Genomic DNA, 14,558 nt, shown 5'->3' on the forward strand with positions numbered 1-14,558 from the left:
CGACGGCCCGCTCAGGGGGTGGGGACGGGCGCCTTCAGGTGCGAGCTCAGCCAGGCGAGGCTGCCCGACTCCATGCCCTTGATGTACGTCGCCGGATTGTGGACGCCGTCCGGGATCACCTGGAGGCGGGTCTTGATCGGGCCCTTGCCGTAGTCCTCCATGAAGCGCCGCACCCGCGGGATCAGCTTCTCCTTGGACCCGACCTGGAACGCCAGGTACACCTTCGGGGCGTCCGGCCGCTTGATCAGGTCGCCGGCCAGCTTCCGCGGACTGTTCGCCAGTTTCTCCTGCGGGTGGCCCTTCCACATCGGGGAGTCCGGCACGAGGTCCGGGCCCGAGGAGATCGCCGCCTTGAAACGCTCCGGGTACTTCAGCACCGACTTCAGCGCGATGAATCCGCCGGACGACGAACCCATGAACGCCCAGCCGTCCCGCGAGCGGTACGTGCGGAAATTCGCCCGGACGAAATCCGGGACGTCCTGCGTCAGCCAGGTGTCCATTTTCGGCCGCCCGGGAATGTCGCTGCCGTCGTGGTACTTCTTCTCCGGATTCTGCACGGGCATCACGACGAGGAACGGCAGGCTCTGCCCCCGCTCGGTCATCTCGGCGACCGTCTCCAGGAAGTGCTTCTTCTCCAGCGACCAGTAATTGCTGTCGTGCCCGTACGAACCCGGCAGCGCCGTCAGCACCGGGAAACCGCTCTCCGCGTACTTCGGGTCGAAGTACTCCTTCGGGGCCCACACCCACACCTTGCCGGTGAAGCCGGACTTCGCGCCGGACAGGGTCGTCTGGGCGACCTTCGTGCCGTCGTCCAGGGTGCGGAACACGGAGAAGTCCGCGCGCGGCCCGCGCGGCAGCAGCGTGTCGGCCCCGCCCTTGGACGCGGCCTGCTGGAGGTCGTTGCGCTGGATCGAACCGCCGTTGTCCTCGGCCGAGTTGAAGTCGTACGGCTTGCCCTCGTCCGAGCAGCCCGTCACCGAGAGCGTCAGGAGGGACCCGAGCAGGGCGGCGGCTATCAGGCGGCGGGTCGGCAGGCGATTCATGCGGGGGCTCCGGGGGCGGGTGGGGGCGGACGTGCGGCGACGGGGGCGGTGCGGGGCCACCCGATTCCTCCACGCGGCGGACACGCTGTGTGCGCGATCCGTACAAGGAGATGTGCCTCGGGGGGCTTCGGTTCGCCCCCGGCCCGATCTGTCCCAGTGATCCCGCACACGTCGGCCCTACTGTGGGAGCAGGGTCCACGCGGGTTCACGGTTCACGAGGTCTCGGGGGAGAACACCACCATGCAACCGCTGGAAGCGGGCGAACCGCAGAATATCGGTGACTACCGGCTGCTCGGACGGCTGGGGTCCGGCGGCATGGGCCGCGTCTACCTCGGGCGCACCGCGGGGGGCCGCACGGTCGCGGTCAAGGTGGTGCACCCGCACTTCGCGCAGGACGAGGAGTTCAGGGCGCGGTTCCGCCGCGAGGTGGCGGCCGCGCGGAAGGTCGGCGGGGCGTGGACGGCGCCCGTCCTGGACGCGGACCCGGAGGCCCCGGTGCCGTGGGTGGCGACGGGTTACGTCGCGGGCCCTTCGTTGACGCAGGCGGTCGCCGGGCACGGCCCGCTGCCGGACTCCTCGGTACGGGTCCTGGGCGCGGGCCTCGCGGAGGCGCTGACGGCGGTGCACGCGCTCGGCCTCGTGCACCGGGATGTGAAGCCGTCGAACGTGCTGCTCACCCTGGACGGGCCCCGGCTGATCGACTTCGGGATAGCGCGGGCCACGGACGCGACGGCGTCCCTGACGTCGACCGGGGTGTCGGTGGGCTCGCCCGGCTACATGTCGCCGGAGCAGATCCTCGGCAAGGGGGTCACCCCGGCCGCCGACGTCTTCTCGCTGGGGGCGGTGCTGGCGTTCGCGGCGACGGGGGCGTCCCCCTTCCCCGGGGACTCGGCGGCCGCCCTGCTCTACAAGGTCGTGCACGAGGAACCCGAGCTGTCGGGGCTGCACGGCGACCTGCGGGACCTGGTCCTGTCCTGCCTCGCCAAGAGCGCCGCCGAGCGGCCCACCCCGCGCGAGGTCGGCGAACGGCTGCTGCTGGGCGGGGCGGCCGCGGCGGTGCGGGCGGGGTGGCTGCCGGGGGAGCTGGTCGCGGAGGCGGGGCGCAGCGCGGTGCGGCTGCTGGAGCTGGAGGCGGCCTCGGGGCCGGTGCCGTTCACGCAGGGGGCGTCTGCGCCGGAGGAGTTCGAGCCGGCCCCGACGTCGTCCGGCGACAGTGAGGACGGCGACCCCGCGCAGCGGAGCAGGCGGCGGAGCTGCACGGTGGTGCTCGCGGTGGCGGGCGCGCTGGCCGGGGTGGCGCTCGGCATCGCCTTCCTGCCGCCGCTGCTGGGGGAGGAGAAGCAGTCCCGGGACATGTCGGCGTCCGAGCCCCGGGCGCCCGGCGGCGGGGTGCCGGACGGCTTCCTCGGCACCTGGAGCGGCAGCATCACGGAGGCCACCACCGACCAGCCGCACGGCACGGCCACGATCACCCTCGTGCGGGGCGGCAAGGGCGAGGACGTGCTGAGGTCGACGTACGAGCTGATGGGCTACAAGTGCCACGGCGTCGGCAGGCTGGAGTCCGCGACGGCCGACAAGGTGGTCGTGGTGGACCGCCCCGACCCGGCGCGCCCCTCCACCCCGCTCCTGTGTTCCGGCGAGTCCAGCGAACTCGTCCTCACCCGGAACCCGGACGGCACGCTCCAGTACACGTCGCCGTCCGCGAAACAGGGGAAGCCCTACGGAACCCTCCGGAAGCGCTGACCCCGCCCCCGCACCCCCCTCCCCGGGCGGCGGGGCCGCTCCGGGGAGGGGCCGCCCGGCCGGCCCAGGCCGCTGGCGTAGGCTGGATCAGTCTTGACGTACGCTCCCGAAACCCCTCTGGGAAGGACCCGCCCCGGTGACCGAGAAGGCCGACCTCCAGTCTGTCCTTGACCGTGCCGCCGAGGGTGGCCGCATCACCCCCGAGGAGGCCCTCGCCCTCTACCGCGACGCCCCGCTGCACGCGCTCGGCCAGGCCGCCGACGCCGTCCGCCGCCGCCGCTACGCCGGCACCGAGCACATCGCGACGTACATCATCGAGCGCAACATCAACTACACGAACTCCTGCGTCACCGCGTGCAAGTTCTGCGCCTTCTTCGCCGCGCCGAAGAGCCCCGACGTGTGGACCCGCGACCTCGACGACATCCTGCGCCGCTGCGCGGAGACCGTCGAGCTGGGCGGCACCCAGATCATGTTCCAGGGCGGGCACCACCCCGACTACGGCGTCGAGTACTACGAAGAGCACTTCTCGGCGATCAAGAAGGCGTACCCGCAGCTCGTCATCCACTCCCTCGGCGCCTCCGAGGTCGAGCACATGGCCCGGATCAGCAAGGTGAGCACGAAGGAGGCCATCCAGCGGATCCACGCCGCCGGCCTCGACTCCTTCGCCGGCGCCGGCGCCGAGCTGCTCCCGGCCCGCCCCCGCAAGGCCATCGCCCCGCTGAAGGAGTCCGGCGAGCGCTGGCTGGAGATCATGGAGGAGGCCCACGGCCTCGGCGTCGAGTCGACGTCCACCATGCTCATGGGCACCGGCGAGACCAACGCCGAGCGCATCGAGCACCTGCGCATGATCCGCGACGTCCAGGACCGCACGGGCGGCTTCCGCGCCTTCATCCCGTACACCTACCAGCCGCAGAACAACGCGCTGAAGGGCCGCACCCAGGCCACCCTCTTCGAGTACCTGCGGATGATCGCCATCGCGCGGATCTTCCTCGACAACGTCGCCCACATCCAGGGCTCCTGGCTGACCACGGGCAAGGAGGTCGGCCAGCTCTCCCTGCACTACGGCGCGGACGACCTCGGCTCGATCATGCTCGAGGAGAACGTCGTGTCGTCCGCCGGCGCCAAGCACCGCTCCAACCGGATGGAGATCATCGACCTCATCCGCAAGGCCGGCCGCGTCCCCGCCCAGCGCGCCACCACGTACGAGCACCTCGTCGTGCACACCGACCCGGCGGACGACCCGGTCGACGACCACGTCGTCTCGCACCTCTCCTCCACGGCCATCGAGGGCGGCACGGCCCACCCCGAGCTGAAGCTCCTCGCCTCCAACTGACGCGCCGGTGCTGACCATCCACCGGGTGCGCGGCATCCGGGAGGCCGACGGAGTGCGCGGGAACGCGGTCGTCGTGGACGGCGACCGCGTTCGCGCCGTCGGCACGTACGAGGAGCTCGCCCCGGAGCTCGACCCCCGCGCCCGCGTCCGGGAGTGGGACGGCCACCTCACCCCCGGCCGCTTCGAGCCCGACGCCGTCGACCTCCTCCAGGCCCACTACTGGCCCGACCCCCGCGAGGCCGACGAGCTGGGCGCCGAGCCGCTGACCGGGCCCGCCCTGCGCGGCCTGGACCTGACCGACACCCGCTGGGGCCACAGCGCCCGCCGGGGCGTGCAGCGGCTGCTCGCGCACGGGACGACCGCCGTCGCGGGGCCGTTCACCCACCCGGCGGTGCGGACCGCGGTCGAGCGGTCACCGGTACGGGTCCTGCCCGCGCCACGCCCGGGCCCGCTCGCCCCGTCCGCCCCCGCCGACTTCGCGGTGTTCGCGGAGGGGACGGACGCGGGGACGCCGGGGGCCTGCCTGGTCACCGTCATCGGCGGCAGGCTGGTGTTCCGGCGGGCCTGAGGGCGAGCCGCCGATCCCGGGCCCGCCGGTGAGCCCCCGCACGCCCGCCGCCCCGCTGCCCGGCACAATGGGCGGGTGACCCGAGCATCCCTGGACAAGCAGCCGCACGAAGTCGCCTCGATGTTCGACGGAGTGGCGGCGAACTACGACCTCACCAACACCGTCCTGTCCCTGGGCCAGGACCGCGCCTGGCGCAAGGAGGTGACCCGGGCCGTCGACCCCGGGCCCGGCAAGCGCGTCCTCGACCTCGCGGCCGGCACCGCCACCTCCTCCCTGCCCTTCGCGGCCACCGGCGCGTACGTGGTGCCGTGCGACTTCTCGATCGGGATGCTGAGCGAGGGCAAGAAGCGGCACGCGCACCTGCCCTTCACCGCCGGTGACGCCACGAAGCTCCCCTTCCAGGACAAGTCCTTCGACGCCGTCACCATCTCCTTCGGGCTGCGCAACGTCGTCGACACGGAGGCCGCGCTGCGGGAGATGTTCCGGGTGACGAAGAAGGGCGGACGGGTGGTGATCTGCGAGTTCTCCGACCCCACCTGGGCGCCGTTCCGGACCGTCTACAACGAGTACCTGATGCGGGCGCTGCCGCCGGTCGCGCGCGCCGTCTCCTCCAACCCCGACGCGTACGTCTACCTCGCCGAGTCCATCCGCGCCTGGCCCGACCAGGCCGGACTCGCCAAGAAGCTGCAGCAGGCCGGCTGGTCGAAGGTCGCCTGGCGCAACCTGACCGGCGGCGTGGTCGCGCTGCACCGGGGCGTGCGGATCTGATGAGCGCGGGGTCGGCCGGGCCGGGAGCCGTGGCGTCGGAGCACGGGCGGGAGAGCGAGCCGGAGCAGCCCGCGGACTTCGACTTCCAGGGCATCCTGCGCCGGATCGAGGCCGATGTGCGGCCGCAGATCGGGGCGGGGCAGGTCGCCGCGTACATCCCCGCGCTGTCCTGCGTCGATCCGAACCGCTTCGGCATGGCGATCGCCGACCTCGACGGCAAGGTGTACGGGGTGGGGGACTGGCGGCAGCCGTTCTCCACCCAGTCCATCACCAAGGTCTTCGCCCTGGCGCTGGCCCTCGCGCAGGGCGGCGACGACCTGTGGGAGAGGGTCGGCCGGGAGCCGTCCGGCAACCCCTTCAACTCGCTCGTGCAGTTGGAGTACGAGAACGGGATACCGCGCAATCCGTTCATCAACGCCGGCGCGCTCGTCGTGACGGACCGGCTCCAGACCCTCACCGGCGACGCGAGCAGCGAACTCCTCGGATTCCTCCGGCAGGAGAGCGGGAACCCCGACGTCACCTTCGACCCGGAGGTCGCCGCCTCCGAGTCCGACCACGGCGACCGCAACGCGGCGCTGGCCCACTTCATGGCGTCCTACGGCAACATCGCCAACCCGATCCCCGCCCTGCTCGACCACTACTTCTGGCAGTGCTCGATCGAGATGAACTGCGCGGACCTGGCGCTGGCCACCCGCTTCCTGGCCCGGCACGGCCTGCGCGCCGACGGCACCCGGCTGCTGCCGCGCCGCCTCGCCAAGCAGATCAACGCGGTGATGCTGACCTGCGGGACGTACGACGCGGCGGGCGAGTTCGCCTACCGGGTCGGGCTGCCCGGCAAGAGCGGGGTGGGCGGCGGAATCGTGGCCGTCGTCCCGGGGGTGTGCACGGTGTGCGTGTGGAGCCCCGGGCTCGACCCGCAGGGGAACTCGGTGGCGGGCATAGCCGCCCTGGACCGCTTCACCACCCTGACGGGCCTCTCGGTCTTCTGACACCGGGCACGCGTGCGGGGGCGCGGTGGTTCCGGTCCCGTGCGGGTGCGTCGTGGTCACGGTCCCGTGCGGGTTCGTGGCGGTCTGGGTCCTGTGCGGGTTCGTCGTGGCTGGTCGCGCAGTTCCCCGCGCCCCTGAAGGGGCTGCTTCGCAGCCGCCTTCCCCCTCTCCCTTTCCCCCGGCCCCTTGCGGGAGGGCGGGCAAGGGGCGGCCCCTTCCGCTCCCGGCCCACCCGGGTGCCGCCGCCTCCTGCGCAAGCGCCTGCGCCGGGTGCACGTCCCCGCCGGGGCCGCGAGCCCGGCCCCCGCCCCGGCCGCACCCGCCGCGGAAGGCCGAGCCGCCCCGTACCCCGCCCCGCTACAGCGTCAGCCGGAAGCAGCGCCCCTCCCGCCCCGCCCCCGGCACCACGAACGGCTCCGCCTCCCGCATCCCCAGCCGCTCCGCCACCGCGATCGACCGCGCGTTGCGCACGTCCACCACCGCCACCACCTCCGGCACCCCCGCCGCCCGCACCCGCGCCACCGCCTCCCGCGCCGCCGCGGCCGCGTAACCCCGGCCCCAGAACTCCCGCCCCAGCCGCCACCCGATCTCGATCTCCCCGACCGGCCCGTAGTGCGTGTGCGGCCACGGCTGCGCGCCGGTGAAGCCGATCACCCGGTCGTCCTCGTCCAGCAAGGTCCACAGGCAGTAGCCCAGTTCCGCGTCGTGCTTGCGCTGGCGGGCCGTCAGCTCCTCGTACACCGAGACCCCCTTCGGCTTCCCGCCGAAGAACTCCATGACCTCGGCGTTCTTGAACACGTCGTACCAGGCGTACGCGTCCTCCTCGACCGGCACCCGCAACCGCACCGCCGGCAGGGCGCGCGGCGGCGCGGAGGACGGCACCACGGACGGCACGACGGACGGTACGGAAGCCACGGCGGGAGCCACAGGCGGCGTGAGGGTCATGAGGGCAGCCCTTCAGATGATGGAGGAGTACGCCCCCATAGACTGCCCGTAGCCCTGTGCCGTCAAGGCACGACATCGACATCGAGTCTTACGGGAGACCCCGCCGTGACCGAGCCCGCGACCCCGACCCCCTCCGAGCACAGCGCAGATGTGATCGTCGTCGGGGCCGGACCCGCCGGCTCCGCCACCGCGTACTACCTGGCCAAGTCGGGTCTGGACGTCCTCCTCCTGGAGAAGACCGCCTTCCCCCGCGAGAAGGTCTGCGGCGACGGCCTCACCCCCCGCGCCACCAAGCAACTGGTCTCCATGGGCATCGACATCTCCGAGGAAGCCGGCTGGCTGCGCAACAAGGGGCTGCGCATCATCGGCGGCGGGCAGCGGCTCCAGCTCGACTGGCCCGAGCTGGCCTCGTACCCGGACTACGGACTGGTCCGCAAGCGCGACGACTTCGACGAACAGCTCGCCCGGCAGGCCCAGAAGGCGGGCGCCCGGCTGTACGAGCGCTGCAACGTCGGCGCCCCGGTCCTCGACCGGCGCACCGGCCGCATCACGGGCGTCGAGGCCAAGCTCGGCGAGGACAAGGTCCCCACCACCTTCCACGCGCCGCTCGTCGTCGCCGCCGACGGCAACTCCACCCGGCTGTCCCTCGCGATGGGGCTGCACCGGCGCGAGGACCGCCCGATGGGCGTCGCGGTACGGACGTACTTCACCTCGCCCCGCCACGACGACGACTACCTCGAATCCTGGCTGGAACTGTGGGACCGGCGCGGCCCGCAGGACCGCCTCCTGCCCGGCTACGGCTGGATCTTCGGCATGGGCGACGGCACGTCCAACGTCGGCCTCGGCATCCTCAACTCCTCCAAGGCGTTCAAGGAGCTGGACTGGCGCGAGGTGCTCAAGGCGTGGTGCGCGTCGATGCCCGAGGAGTGGGGGTACACCCCCGAGAACATGACCATGCCCATCCGGGGCGCGGCCCTCCCCATGGCCTTCAACCGCCAGCCCCACTACACCAAGGGGCTGCTGCTGGTCGGTGACGCGGGCGGCATGGTCAACCCGTTCAACGGCGAGGGCATCGCCTATGCGATGGAATCGGGGCAGATCGCCGCGGACGTCATCGTCCAGGCCCACGCCCGGGCGACGCCCGCGCAGCGGGAGATGGCGCTGGCCCGCTATCCGCAGGTCCTCAAGGACACCTACGGCGGGTACTACACGATGGGCCGCGCCTTCGTGAAGCTCATCGGCAACCCGAAGATCATGAAGCTGGCGACGGAGCGCGGTCTCACGCATCCCGTCCTGATGCGCTTCACCCTGAAGATGCTGGCCAACTTGACGGACCCGACGGGCGGCGACGCGATGGACCGCATCATCAACGGCCTCGCCAAAGTCGCCCCCACCTCCTGACTCCCGCCCCCTCGGCCGCCGCGCCCTGCCGTCGCCCTGACCCCTCCGGAACGTCCCTGCCTCCCCGCCTGGAGCCCCCGTGCCGTCACCCAGCGCCCCCCGACTGACTTCCGGCGAGATCAAGGCCGCCGCCGAACGGATCGCCGGCCGCATCCGCCCCGTCGCCGTGGCGCAGGCCGCCCCGCACCGCTTCCTCGCCCTCGAACTCCTCCAGCACACCGGCAGCTTCAAGGCGCGCGGCGCGATGAACTTCCTCCTCGCCCATCAGGAGAGCGGCGGCCTCCCCGACGCGGGCGTCACCATCGCCTCCGGCGGCAACGCCGGCCTCGCCTGCGGCTGGGCCGCCCGCGAACTGGGCGTGCGGGCCACCGTCTTCCTGCCGGAGAACGCCCCCGCGGTGAAGGTCGCCCGGCTGCGTTCGTACGGCGCGGAGGTACGGCTCGTGGGGCAGCGGTACGACGAGGCGCGGGCCGCCTGCGAGGAGTTCGCGGCGGCCTCCGGGGCCCTGGCCTCGCACGCGTACGACCATCCGCTGATCGCGGCGGGCGCGGGCACCCTGACCGAGGAGATCCTGCGGGGGGTTCCGGAAGGCGTGGACACGATCGTGGTCTCGGTGGGCGGCGGCGGGCTCTTCGCGGGGGTCGCGACGGCGGCGCTGGAGGCGGGCGTGCGGGTGGTCGCCGTCGAGCCGGAGAACTGCCGTGCGCTCCACGCCGCCCTGGACGCGGGCCGGGTGGTGGACGTACCGGTGTCCTCCGTGGCCGCCGACTCCCTCGGCGCGACCCGGGTCTCGCAGGACGCGCTGGAAGCGGCCCGGCGGGAGGGCGTGCGCTCCGTGCTGGTCACCGAGGAGGCGATCGTGGCGGCCCGTCAGCGACTGTGGGACGAGCACCGCCTCGCCGTCGAACACGCGGCGGCGACCGCGGCCGCCTTCGTCCCTGAGCCCGGCACCCGGACCGCCTTCGTCCTGTGCGGCGCCAACACCTCCCTCACCACCCTGGCCTGAGGCCCCGCCGCATCCCGCGCACGCCGAGGGGCCGCCGTCCCCGAGCGGGAGAACGGCGGCCCCTGGCCAAGCGAATTCAGGACAAACGGATCAGAGGACCCGCACCGCGCCCGTCGGCGGGTCGTACGACAGCGGGCGCTCGACGACGCCCGTGCCCGAATTCTGCGCACCGACGAAGTTGCCGCCGCCCACGTAGATGCCCACGTGGTACGCGCTGCCCGCGCCACCCCAGTACAGGATGTCGCCCGGCTTGAGGTTGTTCAGGCCGACCTGGGTGCCCGCGGTCGACTGGCTCTGCGAGACCCGCGGCAGGTCCACGCCGATGCTGCGGAACGCGGCCTGGGTGAGGCCGGAGCAGTCCCACGCGTTCGGGCCGGTGCTGCCCATGACGTACGCGTCGCCGACCTGCGCCCGAGCGAACGCGACGACGGCGGCGGCGCTGCCGGTGGCCGTCGACTTGGAGGAGGAAGAGGAAGAAGAGGGAGAGGAAGACGAGGAGGAGGACGAGGACGAGGAGGCGGGGGTGGCGGCGGAGTAGGAGCGCAGCGAGGAGCGGTCGGAGGAGCGCGAGGCGCGGTCCTCGGCGGCCTTCTGCTCGGCCTTCTGGCGGGCCTCGGCGGCCTTCTTCTCGGCCTCCGCCTTGCGGTCCGCCTCGGCCTTGGCCTTCTTGGCGTCCTTCAGGGCGGTTTCGGCGGCCGCCTCCTGGCGGGCCTGCCGGTCGTACTCGAAGGCGATCTGCTGCGTCGCCTCCGCTGCGGTGCTGACGGTGGAAGCGGGCTTCGCGGGGGCGTCGGTGAGCGTCGGCATCTCGACGGTGGTCTCGTGCACCGGCTCGGCGTTCGCCGGAGCCGCTGCGCCGGCAACCGCGATGGTGCTGAGGACGCCACCGGCAACTCCGGCACGGAGCGCCATCTTCGAGGCGCTGCGACGGGGCTTCCGGTGGCTGGTTATGTGAGCGGTGTGGGACATGAGAACAACCGCTATCAGAGGTAACGACTCGGCATCAAGAAACGTGGTCTCCGCCACAGTTGCCGAAAAGTGGCCCGAATTCGGTTTCCCAGCAGTCTTATTGACGCCGTAACGGGCAAAACGGGCATCCATGATCGGCGCTGTGATCACGGGTTTTCCACGATACGCCCGAATTGCCCCGACGCCTACCATCTGTTCACACGCATGGCCAAGCCCGGTTTCCCGGCGCGTTGTTGAGCGTGACGCAGGTCACACGGCGGGCGGTCAACGGTGAGTCTGCCGACGGAGTCGCCCCCCGGCTCGCGCGCTCGTGAACGCGCGCACGTGTCCACCCGCCTCCGCGGACCCCCTCGGGCGGGTGAGTCCGAGTCGTCGGGAATCACCGGGGAAGGTCCCGCGCGGCTTTATCACGCCGGGGCGTCCAGTTCCAATTTGCTTGTAGTGGACAGCTCTTGATAGAGCAACACGTCTCTCACCAGCGGCAACGCCACCGAATGTCACGGCAGGTGATCACTTGCGCGCTTCCGGTACGTAGATCACCGCTCATCCGGCTTCATGATCCTTCGTCAGGTGGTGGAGATCACAAACTCGTTGTCGCACCCCGTGTCGCAGATCACAGACCAGCAGGCATAGGATGCGGGGCAGTCAGGCTTGTGAACTGCCTCACATATCCGCGATCTTCCTACGGTCCACCGCGGAGAACGACGAGGCGCACCGGCCCCCCGCTCCGGGGCAGGCACGAGCCCGGCGCGGTCCAACGGTCAAGGACGACTGGAAGGAGCGAGGAGGGTGAATGCTTACGCGCCCATCCTTGTGCTCGGCGCCCTCGGGGCAGGGTTTGCGATCTTCTCCGTGGTCATGGCCACGCTTATCGGCCCCAAGCGCTACAACCGGGCGAAGCAGGAAGCGTACGAGTGCGGCATCGAGCCCACCCCGACGCCGGCCGGCGGCGGCCGTTTCCCCATCAAGTACTACCTGACGGCGATGCTGTTCATCGTCTTCGACATCGAGATCGTCTTCCTCTACCCCTGGGCGGTCTCCTTCGACGCCCTGGGGATTTTCGGGCTCGTCGAGATGCTCCTCTTCGTGCTCACCGTTTTTGTCGCGTACGCGTACGTATGGCGTCGCGGCGGCCTGGAATGGGACTGAGGGGCTGAGGGATCACCCATGGGACTCGAAGAGAAACTGCCGAGCGGATTCCTGCTCACCACCGTCGAACAGGCCGCTGGCTGGGTGCGGAAGTCCTCCGTCTTCCCCGCCACCTTCGGCCTCGCCTGCTGCGCCATCGAGATGATGACGACGGGCGCGGGCCGGTACGACCTGGCCCGCTTCGGCATGGAGGTCTTCCGCGGCTCGCCGCGGCAGGCGGACCTGATGATCGTGGCCGGCCGGGTCAGCCAGAAGATGGCGCCCGTCCTGCGACAGGTCTACGACCAGATGCCGAACCCCAAGTGGGTGATCTCCATGGGGGTCTGCGCCTCGTCGGGCGGCATGTTCAACAACTACGCCATCGTGCAGGGCGTCGACCACATCGTGCCGGTCGACATCTACCTCCCCGGCTGCCCGCCGCGCCCCGAGATGCTGATGGACGCGATCCTCAAGCTCCACCAGAAGATCCAGGGCTCCAAGCTCGGCGTGAACGCGGAGGAAGCGGCCCGCGAGGCGGAGGAGGCGGCCCTCAAGGCACTCCCCATGATCGAGATGAAGGGGCTGCTGCGGTGAGCGACCAGCACGTCAACGGCCGGACCCAGGACGAGAGCGCCCCGCACCCGGTCCCCGCCCCGCGCGAGTCGGGCGGCGAGGTCGTCCGTACCCGCAAGGGCATGTTCGGCGCCAACGACGGCGGCGACACCACCGGTTACGGCGGTCTCGTACGGACCGTCACCTTCCCCGGGGAGTCGTCACGCCCGTACGGCGGGTGGTTCGACGAAGTCGCCGACGAACTGGAGGGGGCGCTGGAGGAGCAGGACCTGCTGCCCTCGCACGCCATCGAGAAGACGGTCGTCGACCGCGGCGAACTCACCTTCCACATCGCCCGCGAGCACCTGCTCCAGGTGGCCCGCACCCTGCGCGACGACCCCGCCCTGCGCTTCGAGCTGTGCACGGGAGTGAGCGGGGTGCACTTCCCGGAGGACAAGGGACGCGAGCTGCACGCCGTCTACCACCTGCGCTCGCTCACCCATGGGCGGCTCGTCCGGCTCGAAGTCAGCGCCCCCGACGCCGACCCGCACGTCCCCTCGCTGGTCTCGGTGTACCCGACCAACGACTGGCACGAGCGCGAGGCGTACGACTTCTTCGGCCTGGTCTTCGACGGCCACCCCGCCCTGACCCGGATCATGATGCCGGACGACTGGCAGGGCTTCCCGCAGCGCAAGGACTACCCCCTCGGCGGCATCGCCGTCGAGTACAAGGGCGCCCAGATCCCGGCTCCGGACCAGCGGAGGTCGTACTCGTGACCACTCCCCCTTCTTCTGCGTCGGCCCGTGAGACCACCGAGGGCACCGTCTACACGGTCACCGGCGGCGACTGGGACGAGGTCGTCCAGTCGGCGGCGAAGTCCGACGACGAACGCATCATCGTCAACATGGGCCCCCAGCACCCGTCCACCCACGGCGTGCTCCGCCTGATCCTGGAGATCGACGGCGAGACCGTCACCGAGGCCCGCTGCGGCATCGGCTACCTCCACACCGGCATCGAGAAGAACCTCGAATTCCGGAACTGGACGCAGGGCACCACCTTCGTCACGCGCATGGACTACCTGACGCCGTTCTTCAACGAGACGGCGTACTGCCTGGGCGTCGAGAAGCTGCTCGGCATCACCGACCAGATCCCCGACCGGGCCAGCGTCATCCGCGTGCTGCTGATGGAGCTCAACCGGCTCTCCTCGCACCTGGTGTGCATCGCCACCGGCGGCATGGAGCTCGGCGCGACCACGATCATGATCTACGGCTTCCGGGACCGCGAACTCATCCTGGACGCCTTCGAGCTGATCACCGGCCTGCGCATGAACCACGCGTTCGTCCGCCCCGGCGGCCTCGCCCAGGACCTCCCGCCGGGCGCCATGGACAAGCTCTCCGAGCTGCTGAAGACCATGCGCAAGAACCTCCCGGAGTACGACAAGCTCGCCACCGGCAACCCCATCTTCAAGGCCCGCATGCAGGACGTCGGCTACCTCGACCTCACCGGCTGCATGGCGCTCGGCGCCACCGGGCCCGTGCTGCGCTCCGCGGGGCTCCCGCACGACCTGCGCAAGACCGACCCGTACTGCGGCTACGAGACCTACGACTTCGAGGTCCCCGTCGCCGACACCTGCGACTCCTACGGCCGGTTCCTGATCCGGCTCGAAGAGATGCGCCAGTCCCTCGACATCGTCGAGCAGTGCCTGGAGCGGCTGAAGAAGCCCGGTGACGTCATGGTCGCGGACAAGAAGATCGCCTGGCCCGCCCAGCTCGCCATCGGCGCGGACGGCCTCGGCAACTCCCTCGACCACATCAAGAAGATCATGGGCACCTCCATGGAGGCCCTGATCCACCACTTCAAGCTGGTGACGGAGGGCTTCCGGGTCCCGGCCGGCCAGGCGTACGCGGCCGTCGAGTCCCCCAAGGGCGAACTCGGCGTGCACGTCGTCTCCGACGGCGGCACCCGCCCCTACCGGGTCCACTTCCGCGACCCGTCCTTCACCAACCTCCAGGCCATGGCGGCGATGTGCGAGGGCGGCCAGGTCGCCGACGTCATCGTCGCCGTCGCGTCCATCGACCCCGTGATGGGAGGCGTCGACCGATGACCGATGTGT

The 14,558-nt window shown here is 71.2% G+C and carries 14 protein-coding genes; 11 read left to right on the plus strand and 3 right to left on the minus strand.

Annotated elements, in window-relative coordinates; genetic code table 11:
• Positions 1-11 precede the first annotated feature (11 nt).
• On the minus strand, positions 12-1,043 hold the full coding sequence (locus ACZ56L_RS29545) for an alpha/beta hydrolase (RefSeq protein WP_345229027.1): 1,032 nt from the start codon (positions 1,041-1,043) through the stop codon (positions 12-14).
• A gap of 240 nt (positions 1,044-1,283) precedes the next feature.
• Here ACZ56L_RS29545 and ACZ56L_RS29550 point away from each other — a divergent pair, with 240 nt between their 5' ends.
• The 5 genes from ACZ56L_RS29550 to ACZ56L_RS29570 all read left to right on the plus strand — a co-directional run bounded on the left by ACZ56L_RS29550 (position 1,284) and on the right by ACZ56L_RS29570 (position 6,444).
• Positions 1,284-2,786, plus strand: a complete 1,503-nt coding sequence (locus ACZ56L_RS29550) for a serine/threonine-protein kinase (RefSeq protein WP_471067418.1) — start codon at positions 1,284-1,286, stop codon at positions 2,784-2,786.
• A gap of 136 nt (positions 2,787-2,922) precedes the next feature.
• Positions 2,923-4,119, plus strand: a complete 1,197-nt coding sequence (gene mqnC / locus ACZ56L_RS29555) for a cyclic dehypoxanthinyl futalosine synthase (RefSeq protein ID WP_345229025.1) — start codon at positions 2,923-2,925, stop codon at positions 4,117-4,119.
• A 7-nt stretch (positions 4,120-4,126) separates the two neighbouring features.
• Entirely contained in the window at positions 4,127-4,687 is a 561-nt protein-coding gene (locus ACZ56L_RS29560) for an imidazolonepropionase-like domain-containing protein (protein ID WP_345229024.1), read from the plus strand.
• A gap of 75 nt (positions 4,688-4,762) precedes the next feature.
• Complete coding sequence (locus tag ACZ56L_RS29565) at positions 4,763-5,455, plus strand: demethylmenaquinone methyltransferase (protein ID WP_345229022.1); 693 nt, start codon at positions 4,763-4,765, stop codon at positions 5,453-5,455.
• Positions 5,455-6,444, plus strand: a complete 990-nt coding sequence (locus tag ACZ56L_RS29570; protein WP_471067421.1) for a glutaminase — start codon at positions 5,455-5,457, stop codon at positions 6,442-6,444. The genes ACZ56L_RS29565 and ACZ56L_RS29570 overlap by 1 nt, the downstream gene beginning before the upstream one ends.
• Positions 6,445-6,801: 357 nt before the next feature.
• Here the strand turns inward: ACZ56L_RS29570 and ACZ56L_RS29575 are convergent, their stop codons facing one another.
• The gene (locus ACZ56L_RS29575) at positions 6,802-7,389 is read right to left on the minus strand and encodes a GNAT family N-acetyltransferase (protein ID WP_471067423.1); all 588 of its coding nucleotides are present in this window, start codon (positions 7,387-7,389) and stop codon (positions 6,802-6,804) included.
• Positions 7,390-7,494: 105 nt separating this feature from the next.
• Between ACZ56L_RS29575 and ACZ56L_RS29580 the strand changes: the two genes are divergently transcribed.
• Positions 7,495-8,790 carry a geranylgeranyl reductase family protein gene (locus ACZ56L_RS29580; RefSeq protein WP_345229020.1) on the plus strand — a complete coding sequence of 432 codons (1,296 nt, stop codon included), beginning with the start codon at positions 7,495-7,497 and terminating at the stop codon, positions 8,788-8,790.
• 79 nt (positions 8,791-8,869) lie between these two features.
• Positions 8,870-9,796 (plus strand): threonine/serine dehydratase, encoded by a 927-nt coding sequence (locus tag ACZ56L_RS29585; protein WP_468686372.1) that lies wholly within the window; start codon positions 8,870-8,872, stop codon positions 9,794-9,796.
• Between the two features lie 90 nt (positions 9,797-9,886).
• Here the strand turns inward: ACZ56L_RS29585 and ACZ56L_RS29590 are convergent, their stop codons facing one another.
• Entirely contained in the window at positions 9,887-10,765 is an 879-nt protein-coding gene (locus ACZ56L_RS29590; RefSeq protein WP_471067426.1) for a C40 family peptidase, read from the minus strand.
• A gap of 789 nt (positions 10,766-11,554) precedes the next feature.
• On the opposite strand from ACZ56L_RS29590, the gene ACZ56L_RS29595 reads away from it, so the two are divergent.
• From ACZ56L_RS29595 to ACZ56L_RS29610, 4 genes are read left to right on the plus strand one after another with little or no spacing between them, the layout of a single operon-like run.
• Entirely contained in the window at positions 11,555-11,914 is a 360-nt protein-coding gene (locus ACZ56L_RS29595) for an NADH-quinone oxidoreductase subunit A (protein WP_189821185.1), read from the plus strand.
• A gap of 18 nt (positions 11,915-11,932) precedes the next feature.
• Entirely contained in the window at positions 11,933-12,487 is a 555-nt protein-coding gene (locus ACZ56L_RS29600) for a NuoB/complex I 20 kDa subunit family protein (protein ID WP_345229017.1), read from the plus strand.
• On the plus strand, positions 12,484-13,221 hold the full coding sequence (locus ACZ56L_RS29605) for an NADH-quinone oxidoreductase subunit C (RefSeq protein ID WP_468686374.1): 738 nt from the start codon (positions 12,484-12,486) through the stop codon (positions 13,219-13,221). The genes ACZ56L_RS29600 and ACZ56L_RS29605 overlap by 4 nt, the downstream gene beginning before the upstream one ends.
• Positions 13,218-14,549, plus strand: a complete 1,332-nt coding sequence (locus ACZ56L_RS29610; RefSeq protein WP_345229013.1) for an NADH-quinone oxidoreductase subunit D — start codon at positions 13,218-13,220, stop codon at positions 14,547-14,549. The genes ACZ56L_RS29605 and ACZ56L_RS29610 overlap by 4 nt, the downstream gene beginning before the upstream one ends.
• Positions 14,550-14,558: the final 9 nt, after the last annotated feature.

It is taken from the genome of Streptomyces sp. NPDC039736 (assembly GCF_055596485.1).